At 30.3% G+C, this 21,005-nt stretch carries 26 protein-coding genes; 3 read left to right on the forward strand and 23 right to left on the reverse strand.

The window, feature by feature from the left end; all coding sequences use genetic code 11:
- Nucleotides 1–133: 133 nt before the first annotated feature.
- From AB1282_RS19900 to AB1282_RS19925, 6 genes are all read right to left on the reverse strand, one after another.
- Nucleotides 134–931, reverse strand: coding sequence for a helix-turn-helix domain-containing protein (locus tag AB1282_RS19900; RefSeq protein WP_429900063.1), 798 nt, complete (start codon nt 929–931; stop codon nt 134–136).
- Nucleotides 932–2,163: 1,232 nt separating this feature from the next.
- The gene (locus tag AB1282_RS19905) at nt 2,164–3,702 is read right to left on the reverse strand and encodes a recombinase family protein (protein WP_429900065.1); all 1,539 of its coding nucleotides are present in this window, start codon (nt 3,700–3,702) and stop codon (nt 2,164–2,166) included.
- On the reverse strand, nt 3,674–5,173 hold the full coding sequence (locus tag AB1282_RS19910; protein ID WP_429900067.1) for a recombinase family protein: 1,500 nt from the start codon (nt 5,171–5,173) through the stop codon (nt 3,674–3,676). The genes AB1282_RS19905 and AB1282_RS19910 overlap by 29 nt, the downstream gene beginning before the upstream one ends.
- Nucleotides 5,174–5,192: 19 nt before the next feature.
- Entirely contained in the window at nt 5,193–5,351 is a 159-nt protein-coding gene (locus tag AB1282_RS19915) for a hypothetical protein (protein ID WP_429900068.1), read from the reverse strand.
- Between the two features lie 507 nt (nt 5,352–5,858).
- Entirely contained in the window at nt 5,859–6,878 is a 1,020-nt protein-coding gene (locus AB1282_RS19920) for a DUF4030 domain-containing protein (RefSeq protein ID WP_429900070.1), read from the reverse strand.
- Complete coding sequence (locus AB1282_RS19925; RefSeq protein WP_429901189.1) at nt 6,875–7,387, reverse strand: sigma-70 family RNA polymerase sigma factor; 513 nt, start codon at nt 7,385–7,387, stop codon at nt 6,875–6,877. Before AB1282_RS19925 ends, AB1282_RS19920 begins: the two co-directional genes overlap by 4 nt.
- A 329-nt stretch (nt 7,388–7,716) precedes the next feature.
- On the opposite strand from AB1282_RS19925, the gene AB1282_RS19930 reads away from it, so the two are divergent.
- Both AB1282_RS19930 and AB1282_RS19935 read left to right on the forward strand, forming a co-directional pair.
- Nucleotides 7,717–7,860, forward strand: coding sequence for a hypothetical protein (locus AB1282_RS19930; RefSeq protein ID WP_429900071.1), 144 nt, complete (start codon nt 7,717–7,719; stop codon nt 7,858–7,860).
- A gap of 52 nt (nt 7,861–7,912) precedes the next feature.
- The gene (locus AB1282_RS19935) at nt 7,913–8,065 is read left to right on the forward strand and encodes a hypothetical protein (RefSeq protein WP_429900073.1); all 153 of its coding nucleotides are present in this window, start codon (nt 7,913–7,915) and stop codon (nt 8,063–8,065) included.
- 80 nt (nt 8,066–8,145) lie between these two features.
- Here AB1282_RS19935 and AB1282_RS19940 read toward each other — a convergent pair whose 3' ends face one another.
- The 12 genes from AB1282_RS19940 to AB1282_RS19995 form a co-directional block, all read right to left on the reverse strand.
- Nucleotides 8,146–8,862: a hypothetical protein gene (locus AB1282_RS19940; protein ID WP_429900074.1), complete on the reverse strand. Its 717-nt coding sequence runs from the start codon at nt 8,860–8,862 to the stop codon at nt 8,146–8,148.
- 118 nt (nt 8,863–8,980) lie between these two features.
- Nucleotides 8,981–9,832, reverse strand: a complete 852-nt coding sequence (locus tag AB1282_RS19945; RefSeq protein ID WP_429900076.1) for a hypothetical protein — start codon at nt 9,830–9,832, stop codon at nt 8,981–8,983.
- A gap of 178 nt (nt 9,833–10,010) precedes the next feature.
- Nucleotides 10,011–10,259 carry a hypothetical protein gene (locus AB1282_RS19950; protein WP_429900077.1) on the reverse strand — a complete coding sequence of 83 codons (249 nt, stop codon included), beginning with the start codon at nt 10,257–10,259 and terminating at the stop codon, nt 10,011–10,013.
- 207 nt (nt 10,260–10,466) lie between these two features.
- Nucleotides 10,467–11,249: a hypothetical protein gene (locus AB1282_RS19955; RefSeq protein ID WP_429900079.1), complete on the reverse strand. Its 783-nt coding sequence runs from the start codon at nt 11,247–11,249 to the stop codon at nt 10,467–10,469.
- A gap of 254 nt (nt 11,250–11,503) precedes the next feature.
- Complete coding sequence (locus tag AB1282_RS19960) at nt 11,504–11,764, reverse strand: hypothetical protein (protein ID WP_429900081.1); 261 nt, start codon at nt 11,762–11,764, stop codon at nt 11,504–11,506.
- 196 nt (nt 11,765–11,960) lie between these two features.
- Nucleotides 11,961–12,401 carry a hypothetical protein gene (locus tag AB1282_RS19965; RefSeq protein WP_429900082.1) on the reverse strand — a complete coding sequence of 147 codons (441 nt, stop codon included), beginning with the start codon at nt 12,399–12,401 and terminating at the stop codon, nt 11,961–11,963.
- A 438-nt stretch (nt 12,402–12,839) separates the two neighbouring features.
- Entirely contained in the window at nt 12,840–13,031 is a 192-nt protein-coding gene (locus AB1282_RS19970; protein ID WP_429900084.1) for a hypothetical protein, read from the reverse strand.
- 585 nt (nt 13,032–13,616) lie between these two features.
- Nucleotides 13,617–14,144 (reverse strand): orotate phosphoribosyltransferase, encoded by a 528-nt coding sequence (gene pyrE, locus AB1282_RS19975; RefSeq protein ID WP_429900085.1) that lies wholly within the window; start codon nt 14,142–14,144, stop codon nt 13,617–13,619.
- A 78-nt stretch (nt 14,145–14,222) separates the two neighbouring features.
- Nucleotides 14,223–15,233 (reverse strand): DUF4179 domain-containing protein, encoded by a 1,011-nt coding sequence (locus AB1282_RS19980; RefSeq protein ID WP_429900086.1) that lies wholly within the window; start codon nt 15,231–15,233, stop codon nt 14,223–14,225.
- Nucleotides 15,211–15,738 carry a sigma-70 family RNA polymerase sigma factor gene (locus tag AB1282_RS19985; protein WP_429900087.1) on the reverse strand — a complete coding sequence of 176 codons (528 nt, stop codon included), beginning with the start codon at nt 15,736–15,738 and terminating at the stop codon, nt 15,211–15,213. Before AB1282_RS19985 ends, AB1282_RS19980 begins: the two co-directional genes overlap by 23 nt.
- A 281-nt stretch (nt 15,739–16,019) precedes the next feature.
- A complete protein-coding gene (locus AB1282_RS19990; protein ID WP_429901191.1) occupies nt 16,020–16,427 on the reverse strand; it encodes an NUDIX hydrolase in 408 nt (135 codons plus the stop codon).
- Nucleotides 16,428–16,611: 184 nt separating this feature from the next.
- Nucleotides 16,612–17,115, reverse strand: coding sequence for a hypothetical protein (locus tag AB1282_RS19995; protein ID WP_429900088.1), 504 nt, complete (start codon nt 17,113–17,115; stop codon nt 16,612–16,614).
- A gap of 234 nt (nt 17,116–17,349) precedes the next feature.
- Here AB1282_RS19995 and AB1282_RS20000 point away from each other — a divergent pair, with 234 nt between their 5' ends.
- Nucleotides 17,350–17,808, forward strand: coding sequence for a hypothetical protein (locus AB1282_RS20000; protein WP_429900090.1), 459 nt, complete (start codon nt 17,350–17,352; stop codon nt 17,806–17,808).
- 132 nt (nt 17,809–17,940) lie between these two features.
- Here the strand turns inward: AB1282_RS20000 and AB1282_RS20005 are convergent, their stop codons facing one another.
- From AB1282_RS20005 to AB1282_RS20025, 5 genes are all read right to left on the reverse strand, one after another.
- Nucleotides 17,941–18,402, reverse strand: coding sequence for a hypothetical protein (locus tag AB1282_RS20005; RefSeq protein WP_429900092.1), 462 nt, complete (start codon nt 18,400–18,402; stop codon nt 17,941–17,943).
- A gap of 467 nt (nt 18,403–18,869) precedes the next feature.
- The gene (locus AB1282_RS20010; protein WP_429900094.1) at nt 18,870–19,178 is read right to left on the reverse strand and encodes a hypothetical protein; all 309 of its coding nucleotides are present in this window, start codon (nt 19,176–19,178) and stop codon (nt 18,870–18,872) included.
- A gap of 156 nt (nt 19,179–19,334) precedes the next feature.
- Nucleotides 19,335–19,796 carry a hypothetical protein gene (locus AB1282_RS20015; protein WP_429900096.1) on the reverse strand — a complete coding sequence of 154 codons (462 nt, stop codon included), beginning with the start codon at nt 19,794–19,796 and terminating at the stop codon, nt 19,335–19,337.
- A gap of 32 nt (nt 19,797–19,828) precedes the next feature.
- The gene (locus AB1282_RS20020; RefSeq protein WP_429900098.1) at nt 19,829–20,299 is read right to left on the reverse strand and encodes a helix-turn-helix transcriptional regulator; all 471 of its coding nucleotides are present in this window, start codon (nt 20,297–20,299) and stop codon (nt 19,829–19,831) included.
- A gap of 204 nt (nt 20,300–20,503) precedes the next feature.
- The gene (locus AB1282_RS20025) at nt 20,504–20,932 is read right to left on the reverse strand and encodes a DUF4362 domain-containing protein (protein WP_429900100.1); all 429 of its coding nucleotides are present in this window, start codon (nt 20,930–20,932) and stop codon (nt 20,504–20,506) included.
- Nucleotides 20,933–21,005: the final 73 nt, after the last annotated feature.

The raw sequence follows: 21,005 nt of genomic DNA on the forward strand, positions 1-21,005 counted from the left end.
TCATCTGAAACATTTTTTTATTTTGGAAACCCCATATACTCAGTCGCTGATTATACAAATAAACGCTGTTGTAAAAGACATGATACATCGGAATTTAATTATACGCTCAGTTCATTGTTGTTTCATCCTTACTTTATTTAAGCCCATCCTTTTCCAAAAGTTCAGCTGCAACATATTTGGCTGTCTGATTCAAAAATGGTTTACACATTTCAAACTGTTTTCCTGAGTATAAACATTTATATTTCTTTTTATCTAATGGTTGGTTCCATTCTGAAATTCTATTTAATAATACATTTTTAATACTCCCTAAAATTTCTTCTTTATATTTTGAAAAGATATCGAATAATAATGTTGAATGCATTGCATCTAGAATTTGTTCATCATTAAAGGGTAAATTTGTACCCATTAATTCTTCCCCATTAACTGTCTTCTCTTCGAATAATGCAAGTTGAGTAGTTCCATCCTCTTTTTTTGAAATATTTTTTGACTTACTTTTACTGGTAACTGTATTATTTAAGCCGCTTTCTTCTAGAGAAATTATTATTTGCTTGATTAAATTCAAATTTTCATTAAAACTTGACATCCTGTTTGTTATCTCGATTAATTGATTTTCAATTGCTTTTATCGATACGAGTTCCTCTGCTTGCACTTGAAAAGAATATGTAATTTTTTGTTCAATAGATCCTAACTTTTCGGTTAATGTTTCAATTGAACTTTTTATTATTTTTGAATTATTAAGTAACTCAAGCATTTTAGGCTTCTTTTCATCGATAAAATTCAATAGGTCTTCCTCACTAATATAATAACAGTGATCTTTCTTCTCACTTTTTATTAAATTTTTGCTGACCCATCTAGTTACAACTTGTTTTGAACGAGAAATTTCAAATTGCTCTAATAATTTAAACGCTTCGTCGACAGTGTAATATTTCATTACTCATCTCCTTGTGAACGATATTAACTAAATTAATTTTATGAGAGGAAAATTAAAAAATTGACTAATTTAATGCCTGTTAATACTAATTAAATTTCAAAAATTACAAACAGTAAGAGGTTGATGAATAAAAAGTACCCAAAAATGATAAATAGGTAGCATTTATCTTCAAGAGATTATTTCATAATAATCCTAAAAATCTAAATTTCTATTTTTGAGGTTCATTCCTTGCAATTGTTCCATCATCAAAAATAACAAAAGTAAGCCATTGAAATTTCCAACAGCTTACTTTTGTTACTTCTTATATTGTCCTTCTGAAGTAATATTGATTGATGAGTTTAAGACAAGCACGGATACCTAATTATTGTTTTTCTAAACGTATCACATTTCAATTCATTTTTTTGATGTCCATTGTACCCACATTCAAATAGAATAGTTTGTAACCAATTATTAGTATTTAGGCTTTCATTTTCTATTAAAATCCTTTAATTAATACTCCTTTTCTGCTACCTATGTTTAAAGGGTTTTTATAACATCTATTCACCTTAAGGAAAAGATTTATTCGGACAAGTCCCATTATTTTAGCTATTTTACTGGAGTAATATTACTTTGGTAAACTGTAGTCGACGCCTTTCTCTCTAAATCGAAGTCATCCTCTATAATTCTACTAAAGATTAGATATAATTTCATTTAACCGTATAATCTTAATAACCGCTTGTCTTTAACCGAGTAATCTATATAGCCGAAAAAAATCAGTCTAACTATTCATAATTCTTAAGTCAATGGACAAATTCCCTTGAAATCAATGGGGACAAGCAATTTTATAACTTTTTTTTCGGTAATTAAAATTGAAACCGATCGGTTTCAATCCTATTTACCGATAGGTATAAATATGGCTTTCCTAATAACCGAAAAAAATGCCCTCTAATTTATTCAAATCTAATAAAGTATTACTCAATTAAGCTAGTAAACAGATATTAGTCGTTCTGATTGTTCGTATTTATTCCTCCTATACAACTTGTCCAGTTGGAACTTTTTCGGATATTAATTTTATTCTTCAATTTCCTACTTACGAAAAACGGTTCACCCCCTTCGTAATTCGTTGTTACTATTATTTTTTTCATTTTTTTTCATTTTTTTAATCATTTTCAACTTAAGAATTAATAAAAAATAGATTTTTGCAAAAAAATAAACCAAAAGCTTCATTAGCCCTCGGTTTACGTTGACACCATTTAATTGATTACATCTAAATGCAGCTTACCATCTAGATCCACATATAGAACAGAAATTAACTCCAATATCATTTTTCTAAATTGAACATGATTACTTTCTTCTGTTAATTGAAAACCTTTAAAATGGATTGAGTGAGGACCTTCCGCATATTTTATTGCTTTTTCTAGCTGTTGGCGCTTTTGTTTTAATTTTCCTAGCTGATTGTACATTTGTTCTCTTTCTTTTTTCTTAAACAATTGATAATGAAGTAGAGACTCCAAGAACAATGCATTTTCCTCATTCTCTTCTAGATCTTTCTGGAACATTTCTTGAAGGAGCATTTCCATTTCATTAATTTGAATGCTTTTCTCGCTGGTTTGCTCATTTAATTGAAGAATAGTGTCTTTGATGTTTTGTTGGTCAGCTATTAATTGTTGTGTTGCTTTATTGAAAGCCTTCTCTTTGCTCGATGCTAGTAAGTTTGATAATAATTCATCTTTAAAATAATCATGGATCTTTTTTGCTGTTACTTTTAATGAGCATTGATCGGACTCACAATAATAATAAAGGTCGCCGTAGTTGTTCTCACCAACTTCCTTTATCTGATTCTTCGTTTTTAATAATTGCTTACATTGTTGACATCTAACAATATCCTTTAAAATAAATGGTGTATTGTACCGTTTCGGATTATGCCCTTTACTTTTCTTTTTTTCGTATAATTGCATTACATATTCCCATTCTTCTATTGAAATGATGGGAATAATTGTCGGATTCCTTGCAAATTTCCATGTTTCACGATCAGTCAACGTATTCTTTTTCAACCGATTCGCGGTTATATATCCTGCATAAAATGGATTTGTAATAATCATTTTTATTTTATCCTTACTCCATTTTTGAACACCATCATTCAGCTCAGATTGTACTTTTACGACGATTTCATTAAAGCCATAACCACGTTTAAACCAATCAAATATTTTAATAACAATTTGTTTTTCTTCTTTCACAAGTGAAAATGTTTTTGTTTGACAATCATAACGATAGCCATAAGGAGCTTTTCCGCCAGTCCATTCCCCTTGTTCTTGCTTGCTTCGTAAAGTATCTGCTGTTCGTTCTCGAATGTAAATATATTCCATTCTCGTCATACCATCTTTTACTGCACGCGGAATTACTTCCATCGATGTATATAATTCTCTGTCTGACACACTAATTACTGGCATTCCTACTTCATTCATATCTTTTCTAAACTGCTGATGTTCTACTGTGTCACGTGCAATTCGGTCATCCTTATAGATTGCTATAAAATCAAATTCTCCCATTTTCGCAGCAGCTTTTAATTTTTGCAATGCAGCTCGTTCTTTAAGTGGTGTTTTAACAGCTGATACCCCTGCATCTATGTATTGATGATTTTCCAAAAAGATACAATTATGTTCAGCTAAAAAATTCTCAACAGCATTTTTTTGCATTAAAAAGTCTTGTTTATCAGTCGAATATCGTGCATAAAAAGCTGCCTTTCGATTAGGTTGAAGTACCTCATGATAAGTTAGTGGTTTTTGTGTCATGATTATACATCTCCTTTGCTGTAAAAAATGGATGTTTAAACTGAAAATCAATTTCGTATTTTCCGATATGAACACTTTCAATAATATCCGTATAAAAAATGTCCAATTCATCAATTGATACTTTCTCTAATACATTTCCTTTAAATAGATTATGTGACTTTTTAATTTTATCCATAAATTTATTTATTTCTTCTAACTTCTCAAAATAAAAAGCTATTTCTTTCTTAATCTCTTTTAATTTACGGTAACAATCTACGAGATTATCTTTATGAAGTTGGTTTTTACTTTTAATAAACTTTTCCGTTCGCTTAATTGCTTCATCTTCTAATCCTTTGACCAATTGAAAATTCTTCTCAATGATAGTATTTAAACGATTTACGTTTGCTTTTTGCTGCCGCTTATAAAGCTCACTAAAATGGCTAGAGAGTAGATTTTGAAAGTAAAAGTCAGATTGAACTTTAATATTCTGCTCAACATCATCTAAAAAGGCTCTTGTTTTACATTCCTCGTTTTCACAATTTACAATCCGATAGTTAGTACCACTCACCATTTGCTTACTTAAAACTAAATTCGCTTTACACTCCTTGCAATAAAGGAATTTTAGAATAGGACAGCGAAATTTAACTTTACCCTTTTTATTTTCGAGGATTTTTTCAAAAATGGCATTTGCATCAAGCCATTCTTTTTCTGTAACGATGGCTAAATCGTCGTATTTTCTCTCATATTTCTCGTTACCAAATTTCATGATTCGAGTGCCTGCATACATCATGTTACCAATGATTTCTTTTAATTGTGTCTCATCCCAAGAACGCTCTTCTCCTTTTTTGGTCATTCGAATAAAATCATTTTCCCTTAAATACCTCGTAATAGATGAAACATTTTCATGATTTCCATGTAAGAGTGTATCAAAAATGGCTTTTACAATTTTAATCTCATCTGTATCTATCTCGATTGAGGGTAACTTATTTTCTTCTTCAATTTTTTTATAACCAAATGGGAGATTACCAAGTTTAATCCCTTTAGTATAATTCGCGATCCTTGTTTCAAGAATTCGAAGCGCAATTTGTTTCCCTTCGTGCTCAGCCATCGCACCTAATATGGTTTCCAAATATTCACCAACAGGTGTGTACATCATCGGTACTTCATTTTGTGAAGTAAAATGAACTTTAATATGATGTGTTTTAAACAGTTGGTACAATTCCAAGTGTTCTTGCACATTTCTTGCCAGCCGATCACGCTTATATACAACAATTCCTTCGATTAAACCTTTCTCAATTTGTTTTTGAATTTTATGAATTCCTGTTCTTTCTTTTAGCCCAAGTTTCCTTGCAGACGTATCAATATCTTCAAACTCTTCATCAATGATGATCCGATTCTTACTGGAGTAAGTTAACGCCATTGATTTTTGCATTTGAATCGAATTTTCTTGTAGATCTGTTGAATTACGATAATAGGCAACTGTCTTTTTCACTGTTCTGTTCACTCCTTTCTTATTCAATATACGTCTGTCCATCTTTTTTAGACGCATTCGTGATAAGCATTTCTTTGGCAAATTCTACATATAAGTCAAACCATTTTGTTGCTGCATGTTCATCATAGACATAGCGAATTGATCCGATTGATAATTCATGAATTTCATGTTTTTTCATTTGATAAATTTCCTTTCAATTTATATAGATAGTATGACCAGCTAACAGTTTATTATTCTTAATTAAAAATAAATTATTTTTATATAAAAATAATTTACAATCTCAGCATACGCACTAAGTAAAAACCCAAAAAGACAACTGCCAAATTTATAGCAATTGTCCGAATTTCATCATACAAATGATGAAATGAATGTTTCGTTTTAGACGCGTAAAACTCTAAAGCACATAAAAATCATTACCAAATTATTATTCTACCTATTGAACAAAAGTGGGAAATCAATCTAGGTCAAAGACTAATATTATTGCTTAAATACTTTGGTCTTCGAAAGAGAAGGGTGGCTTGTTTTACATCTAGCTACTAAATTAACGATTTGTAATTTTACTAAGTAATGCAGTTTTTAAGTTAAATAATAACAATAGATAGAAAGTAGAAAGCGCTATGTATTTCATTTGAACAAGAAAAAAAGCTGCCGAAGCAACTTAAGTAGTATGATTCTATTTAAATAATCAATTTATTTTCTTTTTATCCTTACTGTATACAATAACCTTAACTTTTTCATCACCAAGTAAAGACAAAATATCATCTGATTTTAGGTACTCATTGATAGCTTTATCAATTTTCATTCCTAATTCTTTTGCTGTTGGATCATAACTTTGTATGGAAGTGCTTATTATAATCATAAATGGTTTACTTTTATAACCGACTCCAGTAACCTTGTACTCTTTTTTTGACAGTAGTCCTTCAGCTATAGCAGGAATAATCTGACTTCCTTTATCAGCTGGTCTAACTTCTACCGTTACTCTAGTTACTTTAATGTTATATCCAGGATAATGATTTGATTCAGCAATTTCCTTCGCTGCCTGTTCAACATCCCGTTTCACTTCGTTATAATACTTTTTTGACCCCTCCATATTAATAAAGATCGTATCTTCCGTCGGGTCAACTTGAACCATGTTAAATGTATAATTTAAAGTTGTTAATCTTTTCGTAATTTCACTTTCAAGTATAGTTTTTTCTTTCTTTTCTGCTTCATTTAATTCATAGTCGATCCGTTCTTGATATTTGGAAATTTTGACGGAATAAGAATCGTAGCCCTTTGATTGAAGTATGTCGTTTACAGTCTTATTGATTCCGCCTTTTACCTCATTATAATATGTCTCTGATCCATCTACCCATATATGGATTGTTTTCTTAGGTGAATAAGTGATACCGAAACTACCTATTTTGTATCCTCTCTCTTTCAGCTCTTCCCAAATCACTTTCTCTAAAGGTTTCGATTTAAAAATAAGATTAAGATACGGTATTTTGGAAATGACTTCTGCCATCGTAGGTGAAATAAAAGCAGCGCTGATGAACAAACTGAACAATAATACAGCTACACTGCAACCGTAAAGTATCTTCCGTCCAAGTGTTCTTTGTTTCCTCTTTCCATTCTTGATTGCAGCTTCTATGGCATGATTTAATTTTTCTTCTGGAATCTGTATGTTCTGAATTTCTTGTTTCAATTTAGTTGAGAAATTATTCATAAGATATACTCCTCTCGCAGATCCATTTTCAACTGATTAATCGCTCTATGTAAGTTTGTTTTTACAGTTCCTTCTGGACATTTCATTGTTTGTGCAATCTGTTTAATCGTGAAATCGTTGAAATATCGAAGAATGATTACCGTTTTATATTTTGAATCCAGTTGGTCAATTGCATGAAGAAGATCCATGTTTTCTTCAAGTTGCTCACATCCTAATTGTTTGGATTCATCTATTCTTTCCATTGGAATCATTCTACTTTTTTTCTTCATCCAATCTAACGCATTATTAATTAAGATTCGAGTCAACCAGGTTGAAAAGTACTGTTCTTCTTTCACATTTTTTATTGCAATAAATGCTTTATAAACCGTTTCTTGTACTATTTCCAATGCATCATTTTCATCTTTTACGTACAAATAAGCCGTTCTATACAGTTTCTCTTTCTCAACTTCAATTAGCTCCTGAAATGCTTTACTATCACCTTTTTTGGCTTGATTGATTTTTTCCTCCATCAACAATGTCACCCCTCCAATCTTTACAATTATTAGACTGAAAACTTTCTCAAAACGTTTCAAATTTAGCCATTAAAATAAAGAAAATAATTATACAACTTAATAAGCTTTGTATTCTGCAAGTTAAATTCTTTAAAATATATACTATTTTCGCCTGATTTTACTAAAGGTCCTTCTACGATAAATTTTATTTGAACATTTACAGCGAACTTTTTTAACACTAAGTCCATTTGGTTCTAGTTCTTTTCATACATTCCCCCTAATAACTTAGACTAAGATTAGGATGGAATGTATAAAGATAAAGCTAATTAATAAAAGTGGGGATTACAATGAATTGGGAAGAGTCATATATCGGGAAGCTTAGAAATTTTGTAGGTCATCAAAAGTTAATAGTTCCATCAATTAGAGCAATTATAGAAGATACGAATGGAAACATCCTCTTTATTGAGAGAAAAGGTGAGGAAGTTTGGTGATGCGTACCAATTATTTGAATTCTTGTTTTTGGTTGAAGCATGGAAGGGATCATTGATTAAATTTACGGAAGAAACAATTGATGCAAAATTTTTTATTTTAGACGAAATTCCTCAAAGTACGAATCAATTTTGGACATTATTTCATAAAGAAGTAATTGAGGACTATAAACAATTCAAAAACAATGAGAGATTAATATTAAAATAACAAAATAGAGGGAAACCAATTTAGGTTTCCCTCTATTTTGTTTCAATACCAACATTAAATTTGTTCCACTAAAGCATGCGTTAGTTGTATAAAATGGAATAATTTGTTGGACCATAAAAAGGGTTTTTATCATTTAAATAATAAGGAATGAATTCAATTGTTTTCGCTTGATACATTTTATCACGATATTCATAAACAATTATTATATCTCCAATAAACATCGCAGGAGATATTTGTCCACTAACTCTGACCATAAGTTGCTTCTTTATTACCTCATAATCAACAATACTCCCAAAACCAATATCCTCAAATAAATGTGATGGTTCTATCGATTTAGTATCAACAATAGATACTTTGTCACCTATAATAACTTCGGCTTTTTCTCTGATTAATTTTGTTTTTACGTTTTTATATATATTTGCTAATGGATTATCAACAAGTTCGTCAATCAATCCATTAGTATATCGGTAAACGTAAACCTCTTCATCTAATACGCCTGTGCCATAGCCTTTAGTTAATGTAATAATTAACTCTTTTTTTTCATCTTTATTAATATCTTCATAATTAATTTTTGGTGCATATGTAGAATTAGTTACATTCATCCAGAAAGGTCTAAAATACGTTTCACCTTTAAAATCAATTTTAAAATCCCTATACAGACTTCCAAACTTCTTAGCATACAAGGTTATATTTTCTTTGTCTGACTTTGAAACTACCACATATTCTCCACTCTGGGCTTCTATATTTTTGGGAACCAAAAAAAGTAATATTGTCACTAAAATCATATATTTTTTCATCAAAAAACACCTCATCTTAGTGTTCCAAATGAGGTTTTTCTTATTTAACTAATCTGAAACTTAGCTCAATAAAAAAATCAACTTTTCAGCCGATCATTTTGTTCAATTAATGCAAGAGTTAGTTGTACATGCCATATTTCTTTTCTTCCAATCTGTCACTTAATTTGTTAAAGATCTTAACTACCTCAGGCATTGATAATTTTTTTGCTAACAAACTCCCTTTTTCAATTGATTTAGATGCCTCTTCGAATAAGCTTGATTTAATTTGAGCATCTGCAAGGCAATACCAGTAAAACCACGTATCCATTTTCGAAATTTTATCATTATAAAACTTTTCAATAACAGAATAGTATTTAGAATATAATTCTTTATCATTAACTAATTTTTCACCATTCCATTTTAAAACATCTACTAAATAACTATCTGCTACATACATTCGCCAAACTGCCATACCTACTTTTTGATTACCATTCAATAGGTCGATTTCATGATAAGGAACTTCTGCGATATTTTTAAATGAGTTATCAATCCACTGAAAAATTTCAAGGTTGCTTCCTACTGCTGCACCAACTGTAACACCAAATAAATATTCTTTTACACCATCACCAGTAATATCAGCTAATCCTGAAAAATTTAAATCTACTCCTTGAGTTTTTGTCTCCCATACTTTTCCCCACTCGTTATTAATCTTCTTTAATACTATTACTCCATACTGGGAAGGAGAAGGTTGCTCTTTTGCTTTAATTTTATATGTTACAATTAATTCTTTCTGCCCATCCTGGTTAAAGTCATAAAGTTGAACTGGAGGCGTGGACAAAGGTTTTTCAGGACTTACAAGTAAAGCATTTGACGGAGTAAACTCTTTAACAATTTTCATTAACCCTTCATTTAGTTTTTCGTCAGCCTGAACAGATATCGGTGATAGATTCAATGTCACAAATAGTAAGGTAAATCGCATAATATTCTTCATCAAATATGTCCCCTTTTACTGGTATAGGGCTATATTTCCCTACTATCAATTTGGATATTATGGTCTTTTTTTGAAAACTCTTATTGAACTAATCTACCAAATCCAAAAAAAAAACAGCCAAGTGCTGCTCATGATCTTCAACTAATGCATGAGATAGCTTAATAGGGTATATGAAGAATTAAAATAAAAACTTACTAATTAAAAAAGTGATTAATGCTAGAAAAATATACTTTAGTATAGTTTGCAACTTCCATTTTTCTAAGAAATAATAAGCTACAATATAATAGAGTGAGGTTGCTATAAAATAGAATGTGAATGACAGATGGAAATATTCTCGAATAAATGCAATACCAAAAAAAGCTAATAAATGAACACCATCGTATTTCTCTTTTGGTTTTTTCTCTTTATTTTCCATTTCCTGTGACATTGCAACTCTCCCTTATAAGATCGTTTAGATATATTATATTCCTTAATATATTTTTAAATCATTGCTCAATAAATGTATGCCTTAGTTACACTTATTCATTTAAACATTTAGATCAATAAAAAAAATCGACTAAACAGTCGATCATTATATTCAACTATTGTATGAGATAGTCGAACAACAATTATTTTTTTAAATAGAAAAACTTACTTAAATTTCTAATTGAATCGTTGTTATTTTTTTCTCTCTATTTACCCATAAATACATATTCTTACATTTGTGAGCAAAATATCTAATCGCTACGGAATCTTTTAAAGATTCATCTAAAACCAGACTTACCCATGAAAATGATAATAAGTGTTTACCTTTTGTTGTCCTAATTAGATATTCGAATACCATATCAAAGTCTTGATCTTCGTATTTTTCTAATTTCTCTGTAATTACCTTGTAACCTAAAGATGGACTCCATTCTGGTTCAATTTCACTAACCTTACCATAAAGTTCGCTAATAATAGGATTTATTCCTTTTTTATGAATCTCATTTAAAGACACCTTTTTAGGATTAGATAATCTTACTTCAGTCGGTAAATCATTTTCATAAACAACTCTACAATTTTTAAAATGTAAAATAACTTCTGTTATCAGCCAGTTATCCAACTTTTTATTAACAAAAACGGAAATTTCACCGTTTTCAAATTGATTACCTAACATTAAATAAAATTCTGTTATTAATGAAAAGTGAGGCTCATCTTTTTTACTTGGTATAAATTCTCTAATTCTAAAATCCATGCTGACCTCATCATAATCTCCGACTACTTCAAGATTTTCATAAAGTTCTAGCCATTCCATATTTTCGAAACTTAAATTTTCTAAGTCAACCATATATTCTGGTTCAATCGTTAACGTAGCATATGAAGTCCATCCTACATTTTTAGGCGTAAATCCAAACAATCTAAATAACTTTTCCTTGTAATAATCATTAAGTTTACCCATCTATACCTCCTAAACTTATTCATTTCAATATTCAAGATACTCCTAGTATTCCCCTTCTTATTCAATTAAACTTCCATATAAGAGAAACAGAGGATGATCGATTAATGATCATCCTCTGTTGTTGTTTAACTAAAGCATCAGTTAGTTCAAAAAGATTTGATATTTAATTTCTGTTTATTTTACAATATCAATCTGTTGTAACGTTGCTTTTCCTTCACTGAATATAGGAGTATACATTTTACTTGATTTAAAGCTCAACACCATAAAATATTCGCGGTTTTTTCAATTAAATTCCAGACATTTTCTTCTTTTACAATTACTTTTCCTGTTATATTTTTGTCATTAACACCAGCAACCTCAATGATGTATTTATCTTTTGAACGTATTTTATCTATTACTTTCATAGAGGTAGTTGTACTATTATTTACGGGTTTATTTGTAGAAGAATAAGCTCTATATCCTGTAAATATTAAAATCAAAGCAATTACCGTTAAAAGAATACCACGAAATTTCATTATCATTTTACTCCCTTTTTATTTGTTAGAGAAGATTTTCATTAAACTTCCTTCCATCATCTTTTTCTATAACGCTCTCTTAAATACCTGTTTTCTAATTCAACTATCCTGCCATTTTGTTGAATAAAAAAAGCCGCATATTAGCAGCTCTTGATGTTCAACTATTGCATGCGTTAGTTACATAAGCTTTATTACACTACACATTCGTTTGAACCTCTGGATGTTCTATATTTTTCTTTTCTAAAACAGTTATAAGTATATATCCAAAAATCAGGGCAGCAACGAGATATATTTCACTAGACAAAAGCACAGTGCTTATATAGTTTGGTAACATCAAGATACGTGCTTTGGCATAAATCAAAGGATACAATGCAATATATAGTGCTGGTACACCAACAAATACCAATTTTTCTAATTTGAAAGCCCATCTTCCACTTTTACTGTTCTCTTTAAGAATCGTTGGTAATCCGAGGAGTATCCCAATGATGATGTATAACAAAGGGGCATAAATTATCATTGGGATGAAATTATAAGTTTCAGCTGTATGTTGTTTCAACAATCGTTGGAGTTGTAATACTATGAAAATTGTAATAAAGAAAACAACCGAATATAAGAAGTATCGAAATGCTACCTTCAACGAAATAAGAATCACTCCTTTTCAAGGTTTACATTTATATATTCTTCAGATTACAGATTATACCTTTTGCTTGAGAATACAGAACGCCTGCTAATTAGTACAATTGGTTTAGATCAACACTAAAGGGATTTGACTACATTTGTTATAAAGGATCAAAAAAGTCGACTTCCGTCTTCGAAAATCGACTTTTTAATATACTCTTGTTCAACTAACGCATGCGTTAGCCATCCATGAATCCTTAGATTCACAACAGTGAATGGAAGTTTATATCGTACTCCCATGGTAGTTGAATAAGGTTTCGCCTTTATAAAGTAAGCTCTTCAAACCAACAGTTGGAGAATCTCACTCTATTATCGAAAAATATTGTATCTGGATCATCACTACTAGAAACCGCATCTCTACCGTACCAATCCCATTTATTTACAAAACTTTTAAGTATTAAATGTTAATTGGACAACCTGTTTCAATATCAAAAACTATTTTATACCAGCCATCAAACTTCCAATACGCTTCTTTTGAGAATAGCTTAAAAGAAGACGTATATTTGTCATTTAATTTTAAGCATTCATTCATTATTAATAAAGCCTCTTCTTCGTTGTTGCATTCTATAAATAATGTAATTCTGAGCATTTTTCCTCCCTAAAACCCTTTAGTGATAATTGTATTTAAATATAATTCTACAATACTGCACTTACTGTCTCCTATTACGTTTAGTAACTCATCTAATTCAAATATGTAACCTCGATTGAGACGAATCTGTTCCCTTAGGACTGATTTTTGTAACGTCTCCTCCCACCCGAAAAACTCATCATTCGATACAGTACCTATATAACTGGCATTTGAGGAAATATTCCACGGTAAGTATGAGGTTTTTTGATCTAATGACAACTCAACTGTTGCACGTTCCTTGACAGGTAAAAAGCTTGGACGCTCCTCGAAAAAAAGTAATCAAATTCAGGTACAAATTTTTGATTCCATGATTGCAAAACTTCTTCTGTAATTATATTGTGTTTTATTTTATGCATTATTTCTCACCAATCTTAATCTGTATGTTTAGAACCTTTGTGGCTCATTTTTATTTCATTAAATTAATTTCGACATTTATCATTATTTCCTTGTTCAACGATACTGCCATTTTCTTGAATAAAAAAAGCTACCGAAGCAGCTTTAAAGTTGTTCAACTATTGCATTACTTTAGTTACATAAGAAAATAATTTATTTTGTAACAGCAACTAAGTCAGCCATTGTAAGTAATGAGTGTAAGATTAATCCTGCTTCGTATAAATTTTCTTTACCATTTTGTTTTCTATCAATTACACATAGAACATCTTTTACGTTAGCACCAACTTGTTTTAAATCTTCAGCACTAAGTTTAATCTGTCCTCCAGTTGTCACTACGTCTTCAATAATACAAACGTTCTTATTTTGAATATCGATTCCTTCTGCAAGTTTACAAGTTCCATAGGCTTTAGCTTCCTTTCGAACAAAAACTACTGGGATGCCTGTTTTTAAAGATAAGGCTGTTGCAATCGGAATTCCACCCATTTCTAATCCAGCCAAAACTTCAGTACCTTCTGGTATTAATTTTGATAAGTGCTCAGCTATTTCTCTTAACAGTATTGGATTCGATTCAAATAAGTATTTATCAAAATACTCGTTTGATACTAATCCTGATCTTAACTTAAATTCACCAGTTAAATGGGCGGTATGATAAATTTCTTGCGCTAATTGAGCTTTGTCCACTATTAAATCCCCCTAAATATCATCTATATACAATTAATTTTAACAATAATTCTCTATGAATTTCTAAAGCAAATTTTCCTATTTATTCAATTCAATCCTTATAGGTTTAAATTCGACTTCCTTGAAATTTTCTTGAAGAACCGTTGGTTTCACAAATATGTCACTATATTTTTCATTTAAGACTTGCGATATGACAACTCGTCTTTCTACCGTCAATATAGAGTCCTTTTCATTCTTTTGTACAACCCCGTCACTTAATACAGGGATTTCTTTTCCACTAGTATTAGATACATTTAATCCATAAGTTTTATAATTTCTAGAAGCTGGATAGGACACTTGATAGTTAATGACTGTAGACGCTTTTCCATACAAAATAGAAGTAACTTTTATTAAGACGTTTTCCTTTTCATTTTTACCGTCAACCCCATTTATTAAAAACTCAGTTGCTTGAATTTGCTGAATCGGTACATTAAAATCCCAATTACCTTCTTTCTCTCCAATCTTTGTAAATGATAATGGAATCTCCATGTTTTTTAATACTTCTTTAGAGAAATTATAGAATTGTATATTACCTGAAAATCCATTTTTCGTTTTTTTTATTTCAGTAATTTCAGTGCTATCATCAATGGTAGTATCTCCTCCAAACAATTTGTACATTACGTAATATCGTCCGTCGTCACTTTTTGCTAAATCGCCATTTATATGAAATTCAAAACCGATTACATTCCCATCGTAATAGGCACCTTTAATTTTTACATCAATTCCCTGGTTTGTAGACGATTGATTTAATTTTGTGACCAGCTTTTGTTGTTCTAAATTTCTGCCAATCAGTTGATTAAACGTTTCATAGAAATTTCCAATCAATGGAGTATCAGCTAAAGCATGAGAAAACTCAGGCACAATAAAACTTGATATAAGTAACAAACTAGCTGCTACTGCAAGACCTGTTATTACTTTTTTCCCTTTTTTTATACTTGGTAATGTTGGGACTGTTTGTGCACGATTTACACCGATTTTAATTGCTTTTATTACATCCTCTTGTGGAACTTCAATACTATCAACATGTTCAAGAAATGTTTGTTTGTCCATTTTTAGAACCTCCCTCAATTAATTTCCTTAGTTCTTTTCGCCCACGATTTAAGTATGTTTTAACCGTATTTTCAGGGATCTGCATTGTTTCCGCAATGTGTTTTATCGAATAATCATGGTAGTAAAATAATATAATGGCTGTTTGATATTTTTCTTGGAGTTGCTCGATAGCTTCTTTCATTTCGATTTTCTCATTTGTATTATCATTAATGTACAATTCAACTTCTTCAATTGGCTCTTGAATCTGTCTCTTTTTTATAATTGCGTTTGAGCAATTGATTAGGATTCTCGTTACCCAAGTTAGAAAGAAAGAATCATTTTTTAACTTGCCAATAGATTCGAAGCTTCGATAAGCCGTTTCTTGTACGACGTCCAAAGCATCTGCACGATTGCCAACATATAAAAATGCAGTTCTATATAATTGTTCTCTATGCTTCATCAATAGTTGTTCAAATGCATTTGTATCACCATTTTTAGCTAGTGTAACTAATTGAGTATCATCCATTTTCGTCCCTCCTCATCTATTAGAGTTTGAATTGTCACAAAAAGTTTCAATAAATTGTTAAATGTAACATTTTGCGGGCTTTTTCTATATCAACAAATAAAAAAAGTCGCATTTGCGACTCTTTATCTTGTTAACGATTTAGTTGAGTTAATTTTCTATCTTTTCTATATTTTAGCACAAATTTTATGTTCAACTTTCCTGCCAAATACTAAAGTAGGAGTCGATCATCATAGACTCCTAAATTTAAGCAACTATCGCATGCGTTAGTTGCTTAAAATTTTTTAAAACGCCACATAAAAAGGATGTTCTTCTTCATTTAGTATTTTTAGAATTCTTTCTTTGAAATTTGACCATGTGATTATTTCTAATGCCTCTTCTAGTGTAAAGAACCCTACCTCTAAACTTTCACTACTAGTTTCCATTTCTCCACCAATTGCTTTCCCTAACCAACATGTCGCACAAACATTCGATTTTAAATTATGATAAATACCACAAAACTTGATTACTTCGATATCAATCCCAGTTTCTTCTTTTACTTCTCTAATAACGCCATCATGTATAGTTTCACCGATTTCGATTAGCCCACCTGGAAATTCCCACCCCCTACGAGGACCTTTAATTAGCAAGATTTTACCTTCATCATTTAAGACAACTGCACCAGCAGATAAAGAATGTTTAGGATTAGAAATTTTGCCCGCCACCTTTTTGGATAATTTAGAACCATAGATTCTTATTTATTTCATCATAAATCTTTAATTTCCTATCATTGTTGTTCAATTATACTTCTATTTTGTGTATTAAAAAATCGAATACAAAATCGATTATGTTGTTCAACTATTGCATGCGTAAGTTGCATAACAAACTGAATTTTTGTTAACTGTTTGGTTGTACATAAATCACGAACTTGCCAAATAATTTGTCTGCAATATAGACGTTCAACTTCCATTTACCTGGCTTTGAAAACACCATATTTGAAGGTAGAGTTGCATTAGCACCTTCAATCGGACTCGCACCAATTCCAAGACTAGATGCGGTAAGGATTGTTTCTTTTTTTCCTTTTTCAGAAATTCCTTCTACCCTCATTTTCCCTTTTAACTCTTCATCTTTACCCCAAAAATACCACATATACTTATCTGTTTTTCCTTCAACAATCGGATTTACAACGCCCTTACCTTTTTCTCCCGAACCAATTTGAAAAGCAACTTTACCTTTCTCACCAATCAAGATATATTCACCCTTTTTACCATCACCAAAAGTTACTGGATAATTGAATGTAGAACTTAGCTTTGGTGTATCAGGGTTCTGTGTAGATACATCTTTTGAACAACCCACTAACAATAAAAAAACAATCGAAATTAACATATAAACTTTCTTCATAGGCATCTCCTTCTTTTTCCATAATATGTTAATTCTTTAACTGAAATGATATTTCCTTCATTATTCCTAAGCTAAGTTTTTCATTTATTTCTTATGTAACTAACCTGCCATTTACGAAGCAACTTTGGGTTGTACAACTAGAAAATAAACTACTTATAAAAAAACTATTTTAAATGTATAGCAATTTCTACTTTAGAGAAACTAAATTAAAAATAATTAAAGGAGAACGGCATTATGAAAAAGTTTTTATCATATATATGCATTTTATTTGTTTCATTTTTTGGAAGTGCAATCAATGCACATGCATTTACTCCTAAATCCTTACCAATTATACAAGAGACTGATCATTGGAAACTAAAAATAGATACATCTACTGAACAAGAAGCAAGAAAAGATGTTTTTGATGTATATTCTTTATCTGTTATCAATAACGCTAGTTGGGCTTATAATGTTCATGTTGATGTTTTTCGAAACGAACCAAAGACTCAAACTAAATTTGAACTATTTACAGATGAACAGGATAAAGTAGGTCGCAATAGTTTTAGACGTCACTTTCCAATTTCAGTTAAAGCAAACGAACTTACAGTTGTAATTACATGGCAAGATGAACCTCTCATAAGAAAAGAAGATATGAAACCAAAAGATTGCAATGGTCAACGAAAACACATGCAAGTATTCAATTTTAAAAATTAATGTTTTATAAAAAAGATAGTAAAACGGGAATCATCTGTTTTACTATCTTTTTATTTAATACAAATTTGATTATTCGTTATTGAACTAAAGCATCAGTTAGTGAAATAAAATACCTTGTTCATTGCCTTTACACTACTTCATTCCAGACTTCCTAATAATAGATGAAAATTCGTTATATTTATCGAGAACGTTTTTACATAAAGGGTGAGCTTCATCTTGAAATCGCAATGCTAATATCCCTTCTCTATGAAGGTGTCTAAGAAGTTTGCTAAAGGCTTTATCAATGGTCGATACAAACATATAAAGATTAAAAGAATAGATATCTCTGCCACCAGGTTGATGATTAATTTGCTCGATACGAATTTTATTACTATCTCTTACAAAATTATAATAGTCACTATTACCGTAATTACTCAATCGAACACGACTACTTTTTCCATTATAAAGTGAGGATAACTCTAAGAATAGCTGAGGTAAAATAACAGAACCTAAACCAGAAGAAAAAGTGAAATCCTGTTCATCTCCAGAAACAGTGATATTGACTTCTCCATCTTCAAGGTCAATTTCTACTAATCCTTTATAGGTTGAACTCAAAAGAACACCCCATTTTAGTTGATTATAATTATTAAATTCAATAAGTTTATATAAATTCCTTGTTCAACTAAACTGCCATTTAGCTCAATAAAAAAATCGACTATAACGCCGATTATGTTGTTCAACTCAAGCAATGCGTTAGTTCAATAAAAAGATTTGATAATGACTTATGAACCAGTAAAATCAAAAAAATATATTTACAAGAATTGCTAAGATTACAATTGGAATAACTCTCTTAAAAAACCTCTTCCAGTCACCTTTTGTATCTGAAAATATAATTATTAAAACATAAATACTACATATCAATCCAAATACTAAATCAGAAATGTTTAATATTTTTTGTAGTAATAAAAGTACAATAATTATTAGAATCTCAGAAGTTTTAATATCGTTATTTTTCTTCTTCAATTATTATAAAACTCCTTTGTTTTTATATGTAACTAAAGCATCAGTTAGTTGAACAACTTTTAATTTTTTGGAAGAACCCCATTAGTAATCTTTTTAAGCGTTTTTTCTAAAATGCTACCAAATATAATAAGAGTTAGAATAATATCTATGATTTGAATCAATTTTCTTACAAATAGATTTGAAAGACTTTCTCCAATCCAATTGCCACCGTAATAAATGCAAATAAACATAAAAAAAATCGTAATAAGATAGGTTAAAAATACACCTGAAATCTGAAGTTTTGTTAGTTCCTTTATTATTTTTCTGTTTTTAAATATTTTATAAATCGTGATTACGATGAACAAAATCGTTATTAAAATACCAATCATTGTACCGCCTCCTACATAACCTCTTCTATATATCCCTTTAAATTACCTTTTCTCTTATGCAACTAAACTGCCATTTTGTTGAATAAAAAAAGCCGCAAATTAGCAGCTCAAGATCTTCAACTATCGCATTCGTTTGTTGCATAAAACCACTTTTTATTAATGGTTTGTGGTAAAATTTTCTTTTTGATGTTTTCTATTAATCATACTAATCCAGAGTAATATACTTGGAATAAAAGACACCCAGATTAAATTGACTTCGTTCGTAATTAAAACTGAGGATATAGGATAGTTAGATGCATTGTAAATCCCCAGTATCATCCAAGCCCATCCTCCATCTGTAAAAAAGAAGCAATAACACCATATTAATAGAGCTGCAATTAACACGGATGAAACAGATAAAAAATCTTTTAATACATTTTTCTGACTGACCAATAATTTACTACCTATTTTGTAATACAGAAACCATCCTAAAATAGAAGTGACTATATAAATTACATTTGTTATCGTTTCTGAAACAGATAATTTAATTAGCAAATCCGTAATAAACCCTGCTGTAAACCAAATTAGAACACTAACAAGCATATGAACAATTAATGAAATTATATTGTTTTTGATCATAACTACTCTCCCCTTCATTTTATTAATTTGAATTAATCCTTCTCCTTTAATTGATTGTTTGTTAATTCAGAAAGTCGATTCATAACATCTACCTGATCAAACGAACTATACCATCTATAATCTGAATCATCTAAAATTCTATAATGTTGACTAATTACATTTTGTTGTACACGATAGACTCCTTTTTTCTCAACTTCATTCCAAAATAACTTCCTACCTAGTGTTTTATCTTTTGGAGTATTCATTTCTTCATGTGCGATTGTTTCGATGACTTCAAAAGGTTCATTACCAAAGAAGTTTTTTAAAATCATACTATCCTTGAATAAAGCACAGACTGCAACAGTATTTGTCCATCCTAATAATGTTCGTTCTTTTTCAATTTGAACTAGTGTTTTTTTTGAAATTCCAAGAACAGTTGCCATTTTTTCTTGCGAATACCCTTTTTCTAGGCGAATCATTCTGACATTTTTTGATGTGAGTTCGATGAGTTTATCCTTATTCATATATAATCACTTCCTTATGAACAGATTCATAACAATTATCTTAATCATTCCATAAGGTTATTTTTACCATCATAGTGTAATATTACACTTTTCAGAACTTTTTGTAAATAAATACATTTTGATATTTTTTTAATTGAGATTTCCTTATTCAAATGATTTGAAATAAAATAAGCACCCTTCAATGAAAGGTGCTTTTAAACTAATTTATTTTGTTAAGATGGTCGTATCGTGAGTGGAATCTTTGCAACTAGTCAATACATAATTCAATTCGGTCTCTTCAATGGTTTTGCAAATTGTTGAATAAATTTTTTGATCTCCGAAATTGTCCCTTCTTGTGTCAACAGTCGAGTGAATCTCTTTTCCGTTATAGTGTAAATCATGTAAAATTGGGTCGCCTTCAGTAGTGTAATGAACCACTCTAACTTGGTCAGGTTCCCCTCTCTTAACATGGTCTAAAAACGTTAGAAACTTTGACATATTCTTCACTTCTCCATGCGTATCTATTACATCATCAACTGTTGGCTTATAATCAGGAAGGGTTTGTGCAGAATTCGATTTTTGCGTACCATTACAAGCAACTAACCCCACACATAAAATAAAACCAATCATTCCCATCAAAAGTTTACTTTTCATTTGTTTTATCAACCCCACATATAGCAAAGTAATTATATTATTATTTCTAGAATTTAGACCCTTTCCCTTTAAT

The organism is Gottfriedia sp. S16(2024) (assembly GCF_050473765.1).
Lineage (GTDB): Bacteria > Bacillota > Bacilli > Bacillales > Bacillaceae_G > Gottfriedia.